The sequence below is a fragment of the Zobellia sp. B3R18 genome (genome assembly GCF_018860715.1).
Lineage (GTDB): Bacteria > Bacteroidota > Bacteroidia > Flavobacteriales > Flavobacteriaceae > Zobellia > Zobellia russellii.
This window is the reverse complement of the sequence record NZ_JAHKQG010000011.1, coordinates 271,237-292,688: the sequence shown is the minus strand read 5'-3', so window position 1 is coordinate 292,688 and position 21,452 is coordinate 271,237. Positions and strand designations below refer to the sequence as shown.

General features: G+C 39.0%; 15 protein-coding genes, 2 tRNA genes and 1 pseudogene. 5 read left to right on the top strand and 13 right to left on the bottom strand.

Annotated features, from left to right (window positions below):
- Positions 1-45: 45 nt before the first annotated feature.
- From ablB to mutS, 9 genes and pseudogenes are all read right to left on the bottom strand, one after another.
- A complete protein-coding gene (gene ablB / locus KO513_RS07840) occupies positions 46-900 on the bottom strand; it encodes a putative beta-lysine N-acetyltransferase (protein ID WP_215912937.1) in 855 nt (284 codons plus the stop codon).
- 31 nt (positions 901-931) lie between these two features.
- Positions 932-2,131, bottom strand: a pseudogene (locus KO513_RS07835) (glutamate-5-semialdehyde dehydrogenase).
- A complete protein-coding gene (gene proB / locus KO513_RS07830; protein WP_215438471.1) occupies positions 2,132-2,917 on the bottom strand; it encodes a glutamate 5-kinase in 786 nt (261 codons plus the stop codon).
- A complete protein-coding gene (gene proC / locus KO513_RS07825) occupies positions 2,910-3,725 on the bottom strand; it encodes a pyrroline-5-carboxylate reductase (protein ID WP_215912936.1) in 816 nt (271 codons plus the stop codon). Before proC ends, proB begins: the two co-directional genes overlap by 8 nt.
- Positions 3,726-3,781: 56 nt before the next feature.
- Positions 3,782-3,973 (bottom strand): hypothetical protein, encoded by a 192-nt coding sequence (locus KO513_RS07820; protein WP_215438469.1) that lies wholly within the window; start codon positions 3,971-3,973, stop codon positions 3,782-3,784.
- A gap of 305 nt (positions 3,974-4,278) precedes the next feature.
- The gene (locus KO513_RS07815; protein WP_215912935.1) at positions 4,279-5,274 is read right to left on the bottom strand and encodes an AbiH family protein; all 996 of its coding nucleotides are present in this window, start codon (positions 5,272-5,274) and stop codon (positions 4,279-4,281) included.
- 375 nt (positions 5,275-5,649) lie between these two features.
- Positions 5,650-5,733: transfer RNA gene (locus KO513_RS07810), tRNA-Leu, on the bottom strand.
- A gap of 75 nt (positions 5,734-5,808) precedes the next feature.
- Positions 5,809-5,881 (bottom strand) — tRNA-Gly (locus KO513_RS07805).
- A 133-nt stretch (positions 5,882-6,014) separates the two neighbouring features.
- On the bottom strand, positions 6,015-8,597 hold the full coding sequence (mutS, locus tag KO513_RS07800; protein ID WP_215438467.1) for a DNA mismatch repair protein MutS: 2,583 nt from the start codon (positions 8,595-8,597) through the stop codon (positions 6,015-6,017).
- A 199-nt stretch (positions 8,598-8,796) separates the two neighbouring features.
- Here mutS and KO513_RS07795 point away from each other — a divergent pair, with 199 nt between their 5' ends.
- Complete coding sequence (locus tag KO513_RS07795; protein WP_215912934.1) at positions 8,797-9,336, top strand: RNA methyltransferase; 540 nt, start codon at positions 8,797-8,799, stop codon at positions 9,334-9,336.
- On the opposite strand, the gene folK is transcribed toward KO513_RS07795, so the two are convergent.
- Positions 9,333-10,478, bottom strand: coding sequence for a 2-amino-4-hydroxy-6-hydroxymethyldihydropteridine diphosphokinase (gene folK, locus KO513_RS07790; RefSeq protein ID WP_215913989.1), 1,146 nt, complete (start codon positions 10,476-10,478; stop codon positions 9,333-9,335). The two genes, KO513_RS07795 and folK, sit on opposite strands and share 4 nt — an antisense overlap.
- Before the next feature lie 71 nt (positions 10,479-10,549).
- Between folK and sppA the strand changes: the two genes are divergently transcribed.
- On the top strand, positions 10,550-12,313 hold the full coding sequence (gene sppA / locus KO513_RS07785) for a signal peptide peptidase SppA (RefSeq protein WP_215912933.1): 1,764 nt from the start codon (positions 10,550-10,552) through the stop codon (positions 12,311-12,313).
- Positions 12,314-12,387: 74 nt separating this feature from the next.
- Here the strand turns inward: sppA and KO513_RS07780 are convergent, their stop codons facing one another.
- Positions 12,388-14,487: an OmpA family protein gene (locus KO513_RS07780; RefSeq protein WP_215912932.1), complete on the bottom strand. Its 2,100-nt coding sequence runs from the start codon at positions 14,485-14,487 to the stop codon at positions 12,388-12,390.
- Positions 14,488-14,593: 106 nt separating this feature from the next.
- Between KO513_RS07780 and KO513_RS07775 the strand changes: the two genes are divergently transcribed.
- Together KO513_RS07775 and KO513_RS07770 are read left to right on the top strand one after the other, a co-directional pair.
- A complete protein-coding gene (locus KO513_RS07775; protein ID WP_215438463.1) occupies positions 14,594-15,304 on the top strand; it encodes a queuosine precursor transporter in 711 nt (236 codons plus the stop codon).
- 178 nt (positions 15,305-15,482) lie between these two features.
- On the top strand, positions 15,483-18,203 hold the full coding sequence (locus KO513_RS07770; protein ID WP_215912931.1) for an AsmA family protein: 2,721 nt from the start codon (positions 15,483-15,485) through the stop codon (positions 18,201-18,203).
- A gap of 7 nt (positions 18,204-18,210) precedes the next feature.
- Here KO513_RS07770 and KO513_RS07765 read toward each other — a convergent pair whose 3' ends face one another.
- Positions 18,211-18,909 (bottom strand): TVP38/TMEM64 family protein, encoded by a 699-nt coding sequence (locus KO513_RS07765; RefSeq protein ID WP_215912930.1) that lies wholly within the window; start codon positions 18,907-18,909, stop codon positions 18,211-18,213.
- A 114-nt stretch (positions 18,910-19,023) separates the two neighbouring features.
- Positions 19,024-19,818: a DUF2797 domain-containing protein gene (locus tag KO513_RS07760; protein ID WP_215912929.1), complete on the bottom strand. Its 795-nt coding sequence runs from the start codon at positions 19,816-19,818 to the stop codon at positions 19,024-19,026.
- Positions 19,819-19,895: 77 nt separating this feature from the next.
- On the opposite strand from KO513_RS07760, the gene KO513_RS07755 reads away from it, so the two are divergent.
- Positions 19,896-21,410, top strand: a complete 1,515-nt coding sequence (locus KO513_RS07755; protein WP_215912928.1) for a GH3 auxin-responsive promoter family protein — start codon at positions 19,896-19,898, stop codon at positions 21,408-21,410.
- Positions 21,411-21,452 lie beyond the last annotated feature (42 nt).

Here is a 21,452-nt window from a genome sequence, read left to right as displayed (position 1 = left end):
TAGTGTAAATTAAAAGTGGAGCGATTCAATCGCTCCACTTTTTTATTATGCCTCACTTAGATTACAATACCAAACATTCATACTTTCTAAGTTTCCTCTAATTACAGTATTGTTCATCAAGGTACCACCAAGAATAAAACCGTGTTTACTAAAGGTAATGTTTAGACCATATGAGGTAGCGCGAACCAAAGCGTATAAAGTTTTGTACTTGTTGCTTGAAACACGTTGCTTAATCTCCTGAACTAAATAGTAGTTCAGATTTTGCCCGTTATAATTGGGATGTGTGGCAAAATCCATGATTTCTACGCTAGATTCATTCTCCTGAATTTTTAGGATAGCGGAAACCAAAAGAGCATCATTTTCAAAGAGGCCATAAAATTCATGGTTTTCATGTAGTAGCTGCTTTAGATACTCTGGATCATGAATGGGAAACGGATAGGACTGAAATGCCATTTCGTGCAAACGAATGATAGACGGTAAATCTTTTTCACCAAGTTTACGTATCTCAAGATGATCAGGCAAAGCAAAGAACGCATCTTCCGAAGAACTATTGGCAGCGAGAGCAATTGTCTTTACCGAAGTAATGGTTTTCTTTACCTGACTAGGGCTGTTGGCACGTTCGGTGCTGAGGTAATCGGCTAAAAAATAACCGGCTTGCTCTCCGTTGTATAGTTTGGGTATTTTAGCCTCTACAGTATATCCCTTAGATTTAAAAACTTCGATAGCCTCTTCTGGAACTCGACTCAGAATTTTGTCATATTCCTTTTTATGCGCTATGGTTTTCATGTTCTCTATGAGCAAATCCCAGTTGTACTGTTCCGTATCCATAAGGTATACGCGATTATGTGCGCGACCATGTTGTAAGGTGGCCCCATTAATTTTCTCTAGGGTATCGAACATTTATCTATTTGATTTGTGTTTTTAATTGTATTTATGCTCTGATCTGACCTTCGCCAAAAATGTAGTACTTGTTGGTTACAAGTTCATTTAATCCCAAAGGCCCACGGTGATGCAATTTGTCCGTGCTAATGGCCAACTCGGCCCCAACGCCCATTTGGCCGCCATCCGTGAAGCGAGTGGAAGCATTTTGGTAGACCGCAGCACAATCTACCTGTTCCATAAAATGCTGGGCAGTATCCTTGTTTTTGGTCATAATTGTGGCCGAATGCCCACCGGAATGCTCGTTTATGGTTGCTATGGCCTCATCTGTTTTGTTGACCGTACCTATACAACATTTCATTGCTAGAAACTCTTCTTTCCAAACGGATGGGTCGGGAATTAGAGGTTCGTCCTTTAGAACCTTTTTGGCATCTTCATCAACCAAAAGACTTACACCATTTGTTTTGAGAATATTTGCCAAGTCCACCATTTTCTGCGATTAATCCTCAATATCGGTATGAATCAAAATCTTATCCAATGCGTTACATGCAGATATCTTTGCGGTCTTTGCATTCAATATTACTTTCAGGCTCATCTCCCAATCCGCATTTTCATCAACATATAGAAAATTATTGCCTCTCCCGCTTACTAGAACAGCACATTTGGCATGTTCTTTTACAAAAGCAATCAATCTTTCACCTCCTCTGGGTACAATTAAGTCTAACTTTTGTTCAGGATTTTTTAAAAAGGCTTGGGTTTCTTCACGGTTCATGTTCAATAGTTGAATATAATCCGTGGGTAAATTGTTTTCCTCTAGTGCCCTATGCCAAAAATCAACAAGGACCGTATTGCTGTGCAACGCTTCTTTACCTCCTTTTAGCAGGATGGTATTGTTTGCTTTAAAGGCAAGAACGGCAGCTTCGATGGTTACGTCCGGTCGGGATTCGTAAATGATCATAATGGTGCCAAATGGAGCCGTTTTATTGGTTACGTGAAGTCCGTTAGGTAAATCCTGAGTTGAAATTTCTTTGCCAACTGGATCTTCTTGCGAGCGCACCTTGTTTACGGCAGCAATCATCTCGTCAATTTTTTTGTCATCAACTATCAGACGCTCATAGAGTGCCTGGTCATCTTTATTAAAAAGGTCTAAGTCCTTTGTATTGGCTTGGAGCAATTCTGTCCGGTTTTCGTTCAGAATACGGACCATAGAATCCAATACGTTGTTCTTTATATCTGTTGTAAGTAGTTTCATTTATGCTTCTTGTTTTTCTAGGGCAACTCTAGTGCCCACATCTTTTCCGTCTATAATATCTATTATCGTACGGTCTTTTTTACCGTTAGCAATATAAGTAGGTATGCTATTGGCTGCCGCTTGTTGGGCGTAATCCAGTTTGGACCCCATACCGCCGCGTCCCTCGCCAGCAGCTTTATTACTGTCTTTTATGTATTTGTTGAAATCGTCCTCTGGTCCTACATGTGAAATAAGGTCGCTGTCATCTGCATTCGGGTGCCCCGTGTAGAGTCCGTCAATATCGGTTAGGATAATAAGTTTATCGGCATTCATTAGTTGAGCTATCAAACTGGCCAACTCATCGTTATCCGAAAACATGGACATGGTAACGGACACTGCATCATCTTCATTGGCAATAGGTATTACCCCTTCCGAAAGCAATCCTTCGCAACATTTAATCATATTCTGGCGGTGTACGCCTGGACTAAAATCGCGTTTGGTGGGAAGTACTTGAGCGCATTTCATACCGTAATCATGGAATATGTTGTAGTACAACCGCATCATTCTAGGCTGGCCAATGGCGGAATATACCTGTCGTCTTTGCGTATCGTTCTCAATACTGGAATTGCCCAAAACTTCCTTTCCGGCAATTACCGATCCGGACGAAACCAAAATGGTAATAATGCCGCGCTCATAGAGTTCCGCAATCTGTTCTACCAACCTGCGCAAGACCGGCCGTACAATACGGTTGTCTTTATTGGTCATTACGTTGGTGCCAACTTTTATTACTATAAGTTCCTTATGCATAATGTTCTTCTTTACCAAGTTCAACAGCACGGTCAAAAGCCGCGAATGCTGCTTCTTTTATAAGTTCACTTACATTATTGTCATCCATAGAATCTAGAGCGGCCTGCGTAGTACCACCTTTACTAGCTACGCGGTCCATCCAAGAATTTGGACTTAGGTTGTTCTGGTTAAAAAGTTCAATGGCGCCCGTAAAGGTTTCGCTCACCAAAACAGTGGATACTTTTTTGGAAAAGCCCATTTGTAGCGCCGCCTCCATCATACTCTGCATAAAATAGAACACATAGGCAGGGCCACTTCCGGAAATTCCGGTAGAGGCATCAATAAAGTTTTCATCGCTTACACGGATAGATTTGCCCGTAGTATCCAAGAGACTTTCTACGGTTAAAAGTTCAATTCGTGAAACCTCGCTTGAAGAGGTGTAGGAGGTAAGTCCTTTTCCAATTTTGGCCGGCAAGTTGGGCATGGCGCGTACAATCTTACTTAAGCCGGATTGCTCTTTCATGGTTTCTATGGTAATACCTGCCATAATGGAGATTAAAATCTGTTCCGAATTGACCATAGGCTTTATGGTCTCGAACAATTTTGTGGCATGGTACGGCTTTACGGCAATGAAAATAATATCCGCTTGCTGTACACATTCCTCTAAGGTTTTAAAAGCGTCAAAATGCGCTATTTCATTCAGTTCTTTCAGTTTCTCTTCGGAACTGTCCAATACCATAATGTTCTTTTTTTTGAGCAATTTAGATTTAGACATGCCTTCTGCATAGGTCAATCCCATATTTCCGGCTCCGACTACTAGTACTTTCATGAATTTGTTTTAAAAGATTACTATTGAATATTTAAAGTAAAGTGTTGAGGTTGGTTTTAGATAAAGAGTTGACATTCATCATAGTTCTTTATTTTTCCGTAATAGGTTTTACGGTATTTCTGAAGGGTGTTGATAGGTAGCCCTAAAAAGTAGCGCTTAATGGAAGTTACCCTTGTGGTTAAGGGCCCCATTTTCGCGCTATAGTGCTTTTCTGTTTTTGTTTTTCTTCTGATATATAATAGCCTCATAAAATTTATTTAGCTTGTAACATATCATAATAGATAGCTATCGCAAGTATATGGTGTTAAGGTTTTGTTATTGTAGTCCAAATGGGCTACTATCTTACTTAAAATGTAAGGTATTTCAATATAGGTGTAGTTGTTTTATAGGGAAAGCCTATAATGGGTGTTTATTTGAAAATTAGGAAATACGGAGGTTTTTCGAAAAATATAAAATTCTGGACTGCTTTTGTTTTGTAGGAAACAATCTTACAGAGTTTTAGTATGAAGACATTATTTTTTTCGTTCCTAATAGGCAGAACTTTGTCAATTGTTTAGGCTGACTTTTCATTAATGATTAAGCCACTAAACATTTGAGTGTTGAGTCCAATGAATATTTTTTCTCGAACTAGTTTTTTTTCAGCTTCGGTTAGTTTTGTCTTACTCAGAAAATGCTCTTTTATGTTTCTTTCTATTCTAGCAGATAAATATCTTGTCCTAGGCTGAATTTCGTTCCCTAACGTGAAAATAATTAAGCGTACATCTTGTTTTAGACGATCTCCAATCTGTTGCCACCATTTTTTATCTGTTTCTCCTATAGAGGAACCAAAAATACAGATAAGATGGGCAGATTTTATTTTCGTTACAAATTGACGGTCTATATTATTTCGATTAGCCTCGTTACATTGACTCTTTACTAACGACTCTAATATATCTACATTTTCGCAAAAAGATTTATTTCCAATCTGTGATATGTCATTAACGCCCATTACCATGTCCTTGTCCAAGAATCCGTGTATATGTTTGATTTGGGTTAGTTTGATTGCTACCTTATTTCCGTGGTAGCCAAGAACTACATTCCTTTGAGTGTCGCCAAGTATTTTTTCTATGACAGTAGTGTAGTTAAATGTAAATATATTTGTTTCCCATTGATGATTGGGCCATTTGTTTTTATACGATATAATTTTCTCTTTGTCAGAGGGGAGAAAAAGTTTTTCAGGGAAACATAGGTAATCAAAGAATTTTTCTTTGTTTACTTTTTCGATGTCTAATTTATTTTCGGCGGCAGCCAAGAATTTTGCTAACCTTTCTCCTATATCGTTCATGATATCGTCAAATTCATCGATAGAAGTTAATTCATTCGTATATTGACCTAGTTCAATTTCTAAATCAGACCAGTTTTCTAGTCGATTTGAAATGTCTTTTTTTAATTTATTTATGTTTTTGTTATTAGATTTTACAGATTCATAATATTTGTAAAAACTAGCATAACTGGTATCTAGATTTAGATTTAAATCGAATCCATTTCCTAAAATAAATAAAATCTGCATAATATTATTTTTACCTGTTCAGATTAAACTGGTAGAGGGGAGAGTCATCAGTGTCGTTTACTTCTTAAGAAAAGTATAAAGTTGATGTAGCTATCAGTTTCAGATGACTAAGTAACTAAATAACACTATTAAGAGTCAAGTGTTATGCGAATGGTCTTTATAAGTAATCGTTTAAAAGCTAATTTGTTCGTCGTAAGGGTGTTAATAACTAATTTTAAGCGTTTTTTAAAGACAATTATTTAACATATTTAGTTTAAAGCCAAAAATCCCACAACTTTATGACTTGATCCCTGAAAACTATTTGTTTTAAAGTCAAAAACAAATTTCAAAAACCAAAAAACCCTCGAAAATCCGAAGATTAACAAGGGTTTAAAGTACTCGAGACGGGACTTGAACCCGTACGGACTAATGTCCATTGGATTTTAAGTCCAACGTGTCTACCAATTCCACCACTCGAGCCGCTATTGGTAAAGTCTTTAACAAAAAAACGCTGTCATGCAGCGTTCAATTCGTTGAGCGGTATTTTGCTCTTAGAGCGAAAAACGGGATTCGAACCCGCGACCTCCACCTTGGCAAGGTGGCGCTCTACCAGCTGAGCTATTTTCGCGTTTTGTATTAAGGTAAAGAACGTGACATCTTTCACAGATGCGGATGCAAATTTAATACAATTCTCTAAAACGCAAAGAAATTTTTTATGAAATCTGAAAAATAAAAAAACAACGGTTTTTTGGACTAAAAAATCAAGAGGTGGCCTTCTTGTTTTTGGTGAGCAACCGCTTAATTTCATTCAATTTCATAAGGGCTTCAACGGGTGTTAAGGTGTTGATATCTAGATAGGTGATTTCTTCCTTTATTTGTTCCAGTAGGGGGTCGTCCAAATTAAAGAAACTCAATTGCATTTCATCTTGGGCACTTTGTAATTTGTCCGTTAGCTCTTCACTGGAGTGCGATTTCTCCAATTTTTTGAGAATTTTGTTCGCTTTGTGAATGACTTGGGAGGGCATTCCCGCCATTTTTGCCACGTGAATACCAAAACTATGCTCGCTTCCACCTTCGGTTAATTTACGCAAGAAAAGAACATTGTCTTTTAGCTCTTTTACGGATACGTTAAAGTTTTTGATGCGTTCAAAAGTGTTACACATTTCATTAAGCTCATGATAATGTGTGGCAAAAAGTGTTTTTGCCCTTGCCGGGTGTTCGTGCAGATACTCGCTAATAGCCCATGCAATGGAAATACCGTCATAAGTACTGGTTCCACGGCCTATCTCATCTAAAAGAACCAAGCTGCGTTCTGAGAGGTTGTTTAGGATGGAGGCTGTTTCGTTCATTTCTACCATAAAAGTAGATTCACCCATAGAAATATTATCGCTCGCACCAACTCGTGTAAAAATTTTATCTACATAACCAATTTCGGCAGCTTCCGCAGGTACAAAGGAGCCCATTTGTGCAAGAAGTACGATTAGCGCCGTTTGTCTTAAAATGGCGGATTTACCACTCATGTTAGGACCGGTAATCATGATAATTTGCTGCTCGTCCCGGTTTAAAATTACATCATTGGCAATATACGTCTCGCCCAAGGGCAATTGCTTTTCTATGACCGGGTGTCTTCCGTTTTTAATATTGATTTCGGTAGAGTCGTTAATTACCGGTTTGGCGTAGTTGTTCTCTTTGGCCAGTTGTGCAAAGCCGCAAAGACAATCCAATTGCGCAATTTGCTGTGCATTGTTCTGTACAGGTGCAATATATTCCTGTGCCCAAACTACCAATTGGGAAAACAGTTGTTGTTCCAAGTTGAGAATACGTTCTTCCGCACCCAGGATTTTTGCTTCGTATTCTTTGAGCTCTTCCGTAATGTAGCGTTCGGCATTTACCAAGGTCTGTTTGCGTATCCATTCTTCCGGTACCTTGTCTTTATGCGTATTTCGGACTTCAATGTAATAACCAAAAACGTTATTGGAAGCTATTTTAAGAGATGTAATGCCAGTGCGCTCGGTTTCCCTAGCCAACATTTTGTCCAAATAATCCTTGCCCGAAAAAGCCAGTCCGCGCAATTCGTCCAGCTCGTCCGAGTATCCATCGGCAATGGTTTTACCTTTTGGAATATGAACAGGAGCTTCTTCATTGATCATTTCTTTGATCTTGCTACGAAGCATATCGCAAGCATGTAGCTGGTCTGATATAAGCTGAAGCGACTCGTCTTTACTCTGTGCCGTAAGCTGTTTTATGGGAATAATGGCTTCAAGTGAATTCTTGAGCTGTACGATTTCCTTTGGATTTACCTTTCCCGTAGCTACTTTGGAAATAAGGCGTTCCAAATCGCCCATTTGCTTAATGCGCTGCTGTATTTTTAATAAAGTATCATCGTTGCCGTGCAAATGGGAAACCACTTGATGCCTTCGGCTAATTTTCTCCGTATTTTTTAAAGGTAAGGCCAACCACCGCTTCAACATTCGCCCTCCCATAGGTGATAAGGTCTTGTCTATAATACTTAGAAGGGTTACCGCATTTTGATTATAGGAATGGTAAAGTTCCAAGTTTTTGATTGTAAAGCGGTCCATCCAAATATGTTCCTCTTCCGCAATACGTTTTAAACTGTTTATGTGTTGCAGTTGGCGGTGTTGCGTTTCGGATAAATAATGCAATACCACCCCGGAAGCAATAATACCGTGTGCCAGATGGTCTACGCCAAACCCTTTAAGGGTGCTGGTCTTAAAATGATTGGTTAGGGTTTCTTGCGCATAATCGTTCTGAAAGACCCAATCTTCCATATAGAAGGTGTGAAACTGCTTCCCAAAAACATCTAGAAATTCTTTTTTGTGCTTTTTGGAAACCAAAACCTCATTAGGAGCAAAGTTTTGCAGGAGTTTGTCTATTTGTTCTTCGGTGCCCTCCGAAGTTAAAAATTCGCCTGTAGAAATATCAACAAAGGATACACCCAATAATTTTCTACCAAAATGAACGGCACAAAGAAAGTTGTTGGTCTTTGCGCTTAAAATATCGTCGTTCATGGCAACGCCGGGAGTAACCAATTCCGTAACGCCCCGTTTTACAATGGTCTTGGTCATTTTGGGATCTTCCAACTGATCACAAATGGCCACCCGTTCACCGGCCTTTACCAATTTGGGTAAATAGGTGTTGAGGGAGTGGTGCGGAAAACCGGCCAATTCGGTGCGGTCACCACCATTATTACGGTGGGTGAGTATAATGCCCAGAATTTTGGATGCTTTTACGGCGTCCTCACCAAAAGTTTCGTAGAAATCGCCTACACGGAACAATAACAGGGCATCAGGATACTTGGTCTTGATGGTGTTGTATTGCTTCATTAAAGGCGTTACCTTTTTTGTTTTTTGCGATTTTCCCAAAGCGATAAGAATAGTTTAATTTTACGGCGAAAGTCAGTAAAACGAAAGTACTATTTTTTATAGGGATGATAAACCATTGTTGATATTTCAGGATAAGTTTATCTTCAGCGTTTTACCTTATATGTAACCATAAAAATAACCCGTTTAGGGAAATCTTAGCATGCGCAAACTTAAGAATGAAGAATTGAACCGATTGGATGTAGAAGCTTTTAAAAAGGCCGAAAAATCGCCTATTGTTATTGTTTTGGATAACATACGAAGTTTGAATAACGTAGGTTCGGTCTTTAGGACGGCGGATGCATTTCTAATAGAAAAAATATACCTCTGTGGCATTACAGCGCAGCCTCCGCACAAAGACATAAGAAAAACGGCTTTGGGCGCTACCGAGAGTGTGGACTGGGAATATCGTGAAAACACGGTTGATTTGGTAAACTCCTTGACATCTGACGGTTACACGGTTTTGGCCATTGAGCAGGCGGAAAATGCGGTCATGCTTAATGAACTTACCATAGATGCGGATAAAAAGTATGCGCTAGTATTCGGTAATGAGGTAAAAGGGGTTTCGCAGGAAGTGGTGAACGCCAGCCAAAGGGTAGTGGAAATTCCGCAATACGGCACCAAACATTCATTGAATATTTCGGTGAGTGCAGGTGTGGTTGTTTGGGACCTCTGGTCTAAATGGAATGCCTTAAAATCTTAGTTGGGCAACCGAACGGCAAATTTGGTGATCTTATCAATAATGGTATTGTAGTCGTCTTTGTTTTCTACAAAATCCATATCTCCCAATTCAATGATCAAGTTGTTCTGTTCCGGATATCCTTTTATGAACTCAAAATATCCCTTGTTAATCTTTTTAAGATAGTCAGGGGCTATTTTTTGTTCGTAATCCCTGCCTCTTTGCTTAATGTTGTCCAACAAACGTTCCGTAGTTTGGTAGAGGTAGACATATACTTTAGGTTTTTTTACCTCTTTGTACATCAAATGAAAAAGCTTTCGGTACAGTTCAAATTCTTCCGTCTGCAACGTAATTCGGGCAAAAATAAGGGACTTGTAAATGTCGTAATCGCTCACCATGAACTTTTTGAAAAGGTCATATTGCGAGGTGTCATCTGTAAACTGTTGGTATCTATCCGCTAGGAATGACATCTCCAAAGGAAAGGCATAACGGCTTTGGTCCTCATAAAATTTGGGTAGGAAGGCGTTATCCGCAAAACGCTCCAATACCAGTTTTCCGTTAAAATCTTCCGATATTTTGTTGGCCAAGGTAGTTTTACCTGCTCCAATGTTACCTTCAATAGCAATGAAGTTTAAATGGGCAAATAGGTCGGCTCTGTTGCGATGCAGCTTAAAGGCCGTACGTTCTAATTTACCTTTGTCCCTACATTCTTGAATAAGGTTTCGTGTATCCTTGTTCACGATTGGGTGATAAAATTGCGGTGCAATATCGGACAAGGGTTTGAGCACGAATTTCCTATACGTCAGTTCCGGATGGGGGATAACCAAGTTTTCGGAAATTAGAACCTCCCTTTCGTAATAAAGAATGTCAATATCAATAGGCCTGGGTTGGTAGCCTTCTTCCGTAAATCGTCTTCTTCCTAATTGCGTTTCTATTTTTAAAAGGGTACGCAATAGCTCTTGCGGAGCCATGGTGGTTTTTAACGACAGGCAAATATTCATGAAGTCGCTAGATTCAAAACCCCAAGAGCTTGTCTGATACACATGAGATATCTTCTGGACTTCTCCGGCGGTGCTGTTTATAGCGAATACTGCGTCTTGCAGGTTATTTAAAGTGTCACCAAGATTACTTCCTAGTGATAGGTAAACTGTTTTGGGGTTGCTCATAATATATAGCAAAGTAACAAAAAGTAGAGGTGAGTTCATTATCTTTGGGTAAAAATACTAACCCAATTTTCATGAAATTTTTAAGAAATCTTCTGGCGGCCATAATTGGCTGCTTGATTGCTTTTGGAGTTATTTTCATAATGACCATTATTTTTATTGGCATTGCAGGTAGTTCCGAAGAAACCGTCTCCATAAAAAAGAACTCCATTTTGGAGCTACAATTAAAGTTGCCTATTAGTGATTATGTAGGTAACAATGATATGGATCCCTTTACCGGGGCATTTATGGAACAATCCCAAGGTTTGGATGAAATTCTACATGCCATTACCGTAGCAAAAGATGATGATGATATTAAGGGTATAAGCATCAACAATAACTTTATGATGGCCGGTCTGGCGCAGACACAGGCGGTAAGAAAGGCATTGGAAGATTTTAAGGCTTCGGGTAAATTTATTTATACTTATGGCGATTTTTACATGCAAAAAGATTACTACTTGGCCAGTGTAGCGGATTCTATTTTTTTGAATCCGGTAGGTGGATTGGATTTTCGTGGATTGTCTACCGAAGTTCTATTTTTTAAGGATTTACAAGAGAAGACCGGTGTAAAGATGGAGGTTATTCGCCATGGAAAATATAAGAGTGCCGTAGAGCCTTTTATCTCTAATGAAATGAGTGAGGCCAATAGAACCCAGATTGAAGAATTAATGGGTTCGCTTTGGAATTCAATAATTGAGGACATCTCTAAAGGAAGAGGTATTTCGCATGCCGATCTTAACATTATTGCAGATACTTTAGGAGGAAGAACCCCGGAATATGCTAAAGCAAACGGCCTCTTAGATGATGTTATTTTCTTTGACCAATATGAAGAAAAACTAAGAAATGCCATTAATCTAAAAAAAGAGGACGATTTAAATATTGTAGCCTTAGAGGACTATGTAATTCGTTCCAACAAGAAAGTGCTTAAGAAAGGTAAGGATAAGATTGCCGTTGTTTTTGCGCAAGGCGAAATACTTTATGGCGAAGGTGGCCCTGATGTAATTGGTCAAGGTATTATAAACGAAGCCATTATTAAAGCGAAGGAAGACGAAGACGTAAAAGCAATAGTTCTTAGGGTGAATTCTCCCGGTGGAAGTGCGCTGACTTCAGATATCATTTGGCGAGAAATAGAATTGGCCAAAGAGGTGAAGCCTGTTATAGTCTCTATGGGTAACGTTGCCGCATCCGGTGGGTATTATATTGCAGTTGGTGCGAACAAGATTTTTGCGGAACCTACAACGGTTACCGGGTCTATAGGAGTTTTTGGAACCGTGCCCAATATGACCGAGTTGGCCGCGGATATAGGTGTAAATGCAGAACAGGTGGGGACAAACAAAAATTCTCTGGAATATTCATTTTTTGAGCCTATGACCAGTGAGTTTAGAGGATATGTTCAGGAAAGTATTGAGCATACATATGATACCTTCTTGCAAAGGGTCTCTCAGGGGAGGAATATTAGTATGGCAGAAGCGGATAGCTTGGCACAGGGTAGAGTATGGAGTGGGGTAGATGCAAAGCGTATAGGCCTCATAGATGAACTTGGTAATTTAGAGGATGCTATTGCCGAAGCCGCCCGTATGGCAGAATTGAGTGATTACGGAATAAAAAAGTTTCCGAAATATAAAACCGGTCTGGAACGTATCTTAGAAGATTTAGGAGGTGCCAGCGCAAAGGTGAAACAAGAGTTTATAGAAGAGGAAATAGGTATGGAAGCATATTCTATACTAAAGCAAGTAAAGTCCGCTATGAATCAAGAAGGCGTTCAGGCGCGCATGCCTTTTGTGTTGGACATAAAATAACAAAGATCAGTTGTTTAAAATAGAAAGAGCCAGCTATACGCTGGCTCTTTTGGTATATAATTGATTTTGATGTTCTATTTTACAAGGTTGATTTCTACTCTTCTGTTTTGAGCACGACCATCTTTGTACATGTTAGAGGCAATAGGTTTGCTTTCGCCATAACCAACAGCGGTTAATCGGGAGCTGTCTATACCTTTTTCTACCAAGAAATCTTTTACGGACGTAGCTCTGGACTCTGATAACCTTTGGTTGGTGGCTTCGCTTCCTACACTATCCGTATGACCTTCTACGGTAAATTTGGCATCCGGGTATTCTTTTAGAATAGTAATGATGTCTACCATAACACTCGTAGACTCTGCTTTAATACTCGCTTTTCCAGAATTAAAAAGAATAGTTTTGGCGTAATCGTTCAATTGCTTCTGTACTTCTTCGGTAACTTCCGGTGCTTCTGGGCAACCGTTGTTGGAAACCGTTCCCGCTTCATTAGGGCAGTCATCATTTTTATCCAGTACACCGTCGCCATCAGTGTCAGGCCATGGGCATCCTTCATTTTCGGCAGCACCCGCTTCATTTGGGCACTTATCATCTTCGTCCATAACATCATCACCGTCCGAATCTACCAAGGGGCAGCCATCGTTTAAAACTTCACCTGCTTCTTCAGGGCACTTATCGTCTTTGTCAACTACGGTATCACCATCAGTATCAGGCCATGGGCAACCATTGTTTTCCGCTGGTCCAAATTCATCGGGGCAATCGTCTTTTCTGTTTACTATTCCATCACCATCTCGATCTTTAGGTTTTCCTTGGTATACCGGTATTTTTAATCCTGCATATACATCTGCAGCTTTGGAATTGTCACTTAACAATAAGGTCATAACAGACCCGGAACCAATATACAAAGGTCCTGCTCTAAAACCGGCACCCCATTGCGCTCCGGAACCTTGGGTAAGGCTTACGGGCATATAAAAACTGAACCATTTACTTTCAAAACGAGGTGTTAAGGAAACCATAGTAGGTATTCTGTTCGCGTTTACCTTGCTGTTGGAGCGTAATGAGAAATCCGTGTTTAAGTTCAGGTAAAACCTTTGGTTCAAACTATAGTCCACATTAAAATGAAGAGCTGTAGGTAAAGCGAATTTTTCAGAAGACCCTGTTCCTGTCTGGGTGTATAAATTATCTAGGATATCCTCTAGATTGTCTTCGTTTTCAAAATCGTCTTCATTTACCGTTCCCGTAATATCATAATTGTTCTGTGTACCATTTTTATAGTTAATGGAACCTATATCACTAATGGCAAGGGCAAATTTCAGTTTATATTTATTCTGATGTTTAAAAGTGTTAGAACCGTCTTTTGAAGAATAGGAAGCGTAATCCGGTCTCCATTCGTATACGGCTCCTAAGTCTACGCCAAAACCTGTGGCGCCATCAACGATTTCAACATCAAAATCTTCAAAGTTGTCATCAATATTATCACTATGTCCATAGTTTACTTCACCAACGGACTCAATACTTCCTGTAGTTCGTCCTCCGGGAAGGGGAGTGCCATCGGCATCATAATCTATGGTAATGTTTTTACCGCTGGCGTAGGCATTGCCCATACCTTGTAGGTATTTTAATGAGATACCTCCTTTTAAGAAATGCTGGTCTTTGTTCATGAGAACCTGCGCATAGGTAACCCCAACTTCTGCCCATGCATTTGCAGTTAGGTACACATCGTCTTCATCAATCAAAAGATCATCGTTCTCATCAAAATCGTTGGAGATGCTTTCAAAGGTATTTCCGTTTATTTTATTTACGTTGTAACCTACTCTTCCCCGGGTAAAAATGGCCAATGAGCTTTTTGGGGTAAGGTTGAACATAAAGGAGGGGCCTAGCACATCTGCGTTTCCAAAAAAGTTGTTGCTGTCTTTTGGATATTTTGTGCCGTCCGTATCAAAGTCAAAATCGGATGTAACTACATCTCCCAATTTCAATCCGTAGTAATCATTACTGAAGAAAGTACTTGCGCCTACAATGTTTATATCGGTTTTAAATCTGGAATCAGTAATGTTTGCAGGGTTGGCAATTAGGCTGTGTACACCGCTGTAGTTGTCTGTCAAGAAACCGACATACGATTGTGCTTTGGCACTTAATCCGCCTAAAACAAGTAATGATGTAAGTATCGTTTTTTTCATGCTTGGTATTTTTTAAGCTATTTTTGGTTTTTAGGTAGTGATGCAATAACGAACGACCATCGGCGAAATTGTACCGTTCACCGATGTTTTTAATAAGAAATTACATATGAATGTGAGAGATAGCCGTTTGGCATATCAGATATACCTGTATTTGGGAGCCCTTTTTATTACCTCATTGGTGGTTTCCAATCTTATTTTTCAGAAGTTTTTCTATTGGAACCCGTTTGGTGATTTTACTATTTTTGGCGTATCCTTGTTTGAGGTATCCGTTGGAATCCTACCTTACCCTATTACTTTTTTGATCACGGACTTGATTTCTGAAATCTACGGAAGAAAAAAGGCTAACCAGATAGTTACGGCCGGCATTTTTGCAAGTTTGTTCTCTATGGGGATAATTCTTGTGGCAGAGGTGGCCCCTGCCATACCATCTTCTCCGGTAGATGATAGTACGTTTACCAATGTTTTTGCACTTTCTCCCATAGCGGTTTTAGCATCCATGATCGCTTATCTTTTCGCTCAATACATAGATATTGCTATTTACCACTTTTGGAAAAAGCTTACTAAAGGCAAATATCTTTGGGTGCGTAATAATTTTTCTACTTTTCTTTCTCAGTTTGTAGATACCTTCACCGTGGTAGGGCTACTTTGTGTTTTTGGAATTCTGCCATGGCACCTATTTTTTGGCTTAGTGGTAAGTGGATTCATTTTTAAGATTTTTATAGCATTTCTAGACACTCCTTTTTTGTATTTGCTCGTATATATCATGAGAAAACGGTTCAAATTGGCCGTAGGCGAAGAAATAGCCTTAGAGGTATAATATTCAATGCTTTTTTGAGTTGTATCCGATAGGGTTAAGAATCTTGATTTAAGAGCTAAAAAGACCGCTTCACTTTTGTTAGGTTGAGGTTTGTTTAATGGCGATTTTAAGGTTTGGATGAACGCATGCCTATTTTGTTCCGTTAAATTTTATTTGAATCAGTATTTGAATTAGAAATATGAAAAAGAAAATAATCAGAATTATAGGGGTAATAGTACTACTTATAGTGGGTGTATTGATTGCCGCTCCTTTCTTTCTAGAATCCAAAATTGGAGATATTATTAAGAATAACGTAAACAATAATGTGAACGCTACGCTTGATTTTTCGGAAGCCGATTTAAGCCTTTTTAGTAGTTTTCCCAATGCAGAAGTAAGTCTGGAAGATGTAGTTCTGTTGAACAAAGCGCCATTTGAAGGCGATACGCTTTTTGCTTCTAAAAAAGTAGCGCTTTCCATGGGTATTGGAGAGTTGTTTAAAGGGCAGGATGAGCCTATAGGGGTTAAAAGTCTAACCGTAGATGGTGCCCTCGTTAACGTTACTATTGATAAGGAAGAAAATGCCAGTTTTGACATAGCCATACCTTCTGATGAGCCCAATGCACCTGCCGAAACAGAAAGCACGGATGGTTTTAACCTTGACCTGCAATCGTATGCCATTACGGACACCAAAATTGTATATGATGACCGATCTACCGGAATGCGTTTGGAGATTTCGGAGATGCAACACAATGGTAAAGGCGACCTTTCTTTGGAGAAATCAGAGTTGGACACGTTTACGGAAGCTTTGGTTTCTTTTGAAATGGACAGTACCAATTACTTGAACAAGAATAAAATTCAGTTAGATGCCCTTATTGGTGTTGACTTAAAGGAAAGTAAATACACTTTCTTGAAAAATGAGGCCCTAATCAATCAGTTGGCCTTAGTGTTTGATGGTTTTATTAAAGTGAATGAAGATAACCAAGAGATTGATATTTCGTTCAAGACCCCGTCTTCCGACTTTAAAAACTTTTTGGCGGTTATTCCAGAGGAGTATTCAAAAAATATAGAGAACGTTAAAACTACCGGAAACTTTATGTTAGAAGGTAAGTTTAACGGTATTGTAGATGAGGAGCATATTCCTAAGTTCAATATTAAGATCAATTCAGAAAATGCATCTTTTAAATATCCCGATTTACCAAAATCCGTTAGAAACGTCTTTATAGATACGGAGATTAACAATACCACTGGTATTGCCGAGGATACGTATGTAGATATAGATAAGCTTTCCTTTATGATCGATGAGGATAAGTTTAATATGACCGCTAATATTAAGGAGTTAATGGGTAATACCAAGGTAAAGGCCCATATAGATGGTAAAATGAATTTGGCCAATCTTAAGAAGGCATATCCTGTTCCTGCTGATTTAGATTTAAAGGGACTTCTAGTGGCAGATGTTAGTACGGCATTTGATATGGCTTCCATAGAGAAGGAACAATATGAGAAGACCACTACAAACGGAAAAGTTAGTATTAGCGATTTTGAATACAAGTCCGCTGAAATACCAAACCCCGTAAAACTAAAGACTACAAGTTTAACCTTTAACCCTTCTACGGTTACCCTTAATGAATTGAGCGGTACTACCGGAAAGACTGATTTTAGTGCCAAAGGAACTATTAAGAACCTTTTGGGCTTTATGTTCAATGACGAAAAGGTAGAGGGAGATTTTGACCTTTCTTCAAACACTTTTGCATTAAGCGATTTTATGGTTGAGGAGACGGAACCCGAAGCATCCGGAAAAAAAACTGAAGAAAGCAAAACAGCAGGTACTACCGAGGAGAAAATTAAGATTCCATCTTTCTTGGATGCTAATATAAATGCATCGGCAAATACGGTTCTGTATGACAATCTTACGTTAAAAGATGTAAAAGGTAATTTGAAGATTAAGGATGAAAAGGCTACGCTTTCTAATATGACCTCTTCTATTTTTAATGGTAAAATGGCCTTTAATGGCGAGGTTTCAACAAAAGAGGAGACCCCAAGATTTGCCATGAATTTAGATATGAAGCAGTTGGGGATAAGTGAAACTTTTAAGTCTCTTGAGCTTTTTAAGGCAGTTGCGCCAATTGCTCAGATTTTAAAGGGAACGCTAGATTCGGATATTAAACTTTCCGGTAGTCTAACAGATGATTTGGTGCCCGACCTGTTGACTTTGACCGGTGATATCTTTGCGGATATCATGACAAAGGAAATTGATTCGGAAAGTGCTCCGTTGCTTACTGCTCTAGATAGTAAGTTAAATTTTATTGACCTAAAGCAGCTTAATCTAGACGACCTGAAAACTAAACTTACTTTTGAAAATGGTCTGGTAAACGTGAAGCCTTTTACCGTAAAATATAAGGATATAGCCATCAATGTTGGGGGTAGCCACACTTTTGATAAAAAAATGGATTACAAGGCTACTATGGAGGTGCCTGCTAAATATTTAGGTAGTGATATAGGTAAGTTGATCGCTCAGATAGGTGAGGATGACCTTAAAGATTTGAAGATTCCCGTGGTTGCCAATATTGGGGGTAATTATGAAAACCCAAGTGTAAGTACGGATTTGACCTCTGGAGTAAAGACCTTAACCAATCAATTGGTTGAGATTCAAAAACAAAAATTGGTCAATAAAGGTAAGGATAAGGCAAAAGATTTAATCGGTAATGTTTTAGGTGGAAATTCATCTAAAACCGATTCTACCAAAACATCTACTAAAGATGATGTAAAAGAAGTTTTAGGTGGCCTTTTAGGAGGTAGTAAAAAAGATACGACCACGGTTAAAACGGACACTGCAACACCAAAGAAGAAGGAAGAAGATGTGGTTAAAGAGAAAGCCAAAAATATTTTAGGAGGTCTGTTGGGCAAGAAAAAGGAGAAGTAGAGCCAATTCAGGCATTTTGCTTGTGTTTTTTATCGTACCAAACGTAGCCTAAAAATATAGCTAGGCTAATTAGAGAACCCCACAGTAGACCGGTTTTCATGCTATTGGTGCTTTTACCAAGAATGGCAATAAAAAGAGTAAGTGGGGCAATTCCGATAAGGGTTGCCCCTATAAATTTCCAGTAGCCCATTCGTAGAATGCCGCCAACAAAGCTTATGGCGTCATTGGATAAAAATGGATTTAAGCGGGTTACTATTACTGCCCAAAACCCATAATCCTCTAAAAACCCGGATACCTTTTCCTCTGTTTTCTTGCCTATGATACGTTCTACTTGGTCTTTGCCTAAAAGTTTGCCAATGGCGTAGCCCACGGAGGAAGCCAAGAACACTGCTCCAAAGATGATAATACTGCCCCAAATTGGTCCGTAAGCAAGAACCGAGGCTACCATAAGTACTATAGATGGTACTACTATCATGAACATTTGTGCTACCATTGCTGCAATTAAAACAATGGGTCCCCATGCTCCAAACTGTGACACCCAGTTTTCAACCTCTTTTCTATTGCCGCTAGTTAATACTTGCCAAGCCTCGTTAAAAAAAGATTCAAGAGAGGGTACTGTAAAATAACCGGCAACAAGAATACCTGCCAAGGTGAGGGATAAGTATACGGGCCATTTGCTTTTGCTTTTTGAATCTTCTAGCGTCATAAAGGTCTATTTTCTTCTGGCTACAAGATACCTGTGCTGGAGGAGGAGGAATAGTCCTAAACGTACAATTTTTGGTTCAAAAGTATTAGCTAGAGGTTTATGGGGTTTATGTGATTAGCTAATTTGAAGCGATACATAGTAGCCTTCGTTGCTACGAACGTTAAAAACGGTATTGTCCTCAAAAATAAAATATTGGCCTTTAATCCCTTTTAAAATCCCTTTGTAATTTGGGGTTTTGGTCAAATTGAGGCTTTTTACTTTTTCCGGGTATTCAAGGACGGGAAACTCAAGATTGGTTTCGGCATTATCGGCAATATAGTATTCTTGGGCTTCATCCGGAATGTATTGTTTTAGCTTATTTCGCCATTCAACCAGATTTTCGTCCTCAACGTTATTGGTCAGCATTTTTCGCCAGTTGGTTTTGTCGCCTACGTGGTCTTTTAGGGCAACTTCGGTTATTCCCGCTAAATATCTATTGGGAACTTCTACGATTTCAATAGCTTCGTGCGCCCCTTGGTCTATCCATCGTGTAGGTACTTGGGCTTTACGTGTAACCCCTACTTTAATATTGCTTGAATTGGCCAAATAAACAATATGAGGTTGTAATTGTGCTTTTTTCTCATATTCAAGATCACGGTCTTCTTTGTCCAAGTGGGCAGTGCTCAATTCGGGTCGCATAATCCAATCACCTGCAGAAGGGGTTTCGTAAAAGCAGGTCTTACAGAAACCTTGACGAAAAATGGGACGGTCCCTACCACAATTTAAACATTGGAATTTTATAAAATTGATTTCAAGCGCTTTGTCCAAGATTTGATTTACATTTAAAAAATCATTTTCAAAAACCATGTAGTATTGAATGGGATTTCCTATTTCGGTCTGCATTTTTCTTAGAACGCCTTCGTACTGCATAAAAAAGTATGATTTAAAATGTATTTGAAAATGATAAGTATTAAAGCTAAATTTAGCGAATTCAAAGATACCCAAAAATGCCGATTACCTTATTCAATTCTATTGCTTCTTGGTTGCTGAAAAAGCGATATCACCAGATAGAACTTTTTTTGAAATACCCGGAAGAGGTTCAGGAAGAAGTGCTTCATCAACTTATTGAAATTGCCGAAGACACAGAAATTGGTAGAAAGTATGACTTTGAGTCCATCAATAGCTATGAAACTTTTAGGGAGCGGGTTCCTGTTTCTTCTTATGAAGAGATTGAACCGATTATAGAACGTACACGCCGCGGTGAACAGAATATATTTTGGCCAACATCTATTAAATGGTTCGCCAAGAGTAGTGGTACCACTAATGCCAAGAGCAAGTTTATTCCTGTAAGTGAGGAAGCGCTTGAAGATTGTCATTATAAATCGGGGAAAGATTTACTTTGTCTCTATTTGAACAATAATGAAAACTCTCAATTATTTACAGGAAAGAGTCTCAGGTTAGGGGGGAGTAAGGAGTTGTACGAGGACAACGGTTCCTATTTTGGGGATTTGTCCGCAATACTTATTGATAATATGCCGTTGTGGGCAGAATTCAGCAGTACGCCAAGTAGTAAGGTGTCTTTAATGAGCGAGTGGGAGAGCAAGTTAAAGGCCATTATAAAAGAAAGTACCCAAGAAAATGTAACCAGTTTGGCAGGAGTGCCTTCTTGGATGTTGGTGCTTCTTAATAAGGTGTTGCAAGAAACGGGTAAGGACAATTTGTTCCAGGTGTGGGAAAACCTTGAGGTCTATTTTCATGGTGGAGTAAGTTTTAACCCTTATGAGGAACAGTATAAGAAACTGCTGCCGCGAAAAAGCTTTAAGTACTATGAAATTTATAATGCCTCCGAAGGTTTTTTTGCCATTCAGGACCGTAATAATGCAGATGATTTATTGCTAATGCTGGATTATGGAATATTTTATGAGTTTATTCCAATGAGTGAGTATGGCACGGAAGGGCAAATGGCCATTCCGTTGTGGGAGGTGAAAAAGAATACCAATTATGCGATTATAATTACCACGAATTCCGGTTTGTGGCGCTATAAGATTGGCGACACTATTAAATTTACATCTACCAGTCCCTATAGAATCAAAGTTACCGGCCGCACAAAACACCATATCAATGTCTTTGGAGAGGAGTTGATTATTGAAAATGCCGAAGAAGCGCTTAAGAATATTTGCCTTAAGACCGGTGCTGAAATTAAGGATTATACCGCTGGCCCAATTTTTATGGTAGAGAAAGAAAAAGGGGCGCATGAGTGGGTTATTGAGTTTAGGAACCCGCCAGATGATATAAACGTATTTACGGAATATCTGGACAATGCTTTAAAGGCTTTAAACTCAGATTATGAGGCCAAACGCTATAATAATATTACGTTGAATATGCCTACCATTCATATTGCCCGAGAAAACCTTTTTTATGATTGGTTAAAGCTAAAAGGGAAGTTGGGCGGACAGCATAAGATACCTAGGTTATCCAATAAAAGGGACTATATCGAAGAATTGCTTCAAATGAACAATTAAAAGTGGTATTTGCCCGTTTAATATTGAAATTGATTCCCAAAA

Coding starts and splice junctions, on each gene's coding strand:
- ablB (WP_215912937.1), bottom strand. CDS start 900: ATGTTCGATACCCTAGAGAAAATTAATGGGGCCACCTTACAACATGGT.
- proB (WP_215438471.1), bottom strand. CDS start 2,917: ATGCATAAGGAACTTATAGTAATAAAAGTTGGCACCAACGTAATGACC.
- proC (WP_215912936.1), bottom strand. CDS start 3,725: ATGAAAGTACTAGTAGTCGGAGCCGGAAATATGGGATTGACCTATGCA.
- KO513_RS07820 (WP_215438469.1), bottom strand. CDS start 3,973: ATGAGGCTATTATATATCAGAAGAAAAACAAAAACAGAAAAGCACTAT.
- KO513_RS07815 (WP_215912935.1), bottom strand. CDS start 5,274: ATGCAGATTTTATTTATTTTAGGAAATGGATTCGATTTAAATCTAAAT.
- mutS (WP_215438467.1), bottom strand. CDS start 8,597: ATGAAGCAATACAACACCATCAAGACCAAGTATCCTGATGCCCTGTTA.
- KO513_RS07795 (WP_215912934.1), top strand. CDS start 8,797: ATGCGCAAACTTAAGAATGAAGAATTGAACCGATTGGATGTAGAAGCT.
- folK (WP_215913989.1), bottom strand. CDS start 10,478: ATGAGCAACCCCAAAACAGTTTACCTATCACTAGGAAGTAATCTTGGT.
- sppA (WP_215912933.1), top strand. CDS start 10,550: ATGAAATTTTTAAGAAATCTTCTGGCGGCCATAATTGGCTGCTTGATT.
- KO513_RS07780 (WP_215912932.1), bottom strand. CDS start 14,487: ATGAAAAAAACGATACTTACATCATTACTTGTTTTAGGCGGATTAAGT.
- KO513_RS07775 (WP_215438463.1), top strand. CDS start 14,594: ATGAATGTGAGAGATAGCCGTTTGGCATATCAGATATACCTGTATTTG.
- KO513_RS07770 (WP_215912931.1), top strand. CDS start 15,483: ATGAAAAAGAAAATAATCAGAATTATAGGGGTAATAGTACTACTTATA.
- KO513_RS07765 (WP_215912930.1), bottom strand. CDS start 18,909: ATGACGCTAGAAGATTCAAAAAGCAAAAGCAAATGGCCCGTATACTTA.
- KO513_RS07760 (WP_215912929.1), bottom strand. CDS start 19,818: ATGCAGTACGAAGGCGTTCTAAGAAAAATGCAGACCGAAATAGGAAAT.
- KO513_RS07755 (WP_215912928.1), top strand. CDS start 19,896: ATGCCGATTACCTTATTCAATTCTATTGCTTCTTGGTTGCTGAAAAAG.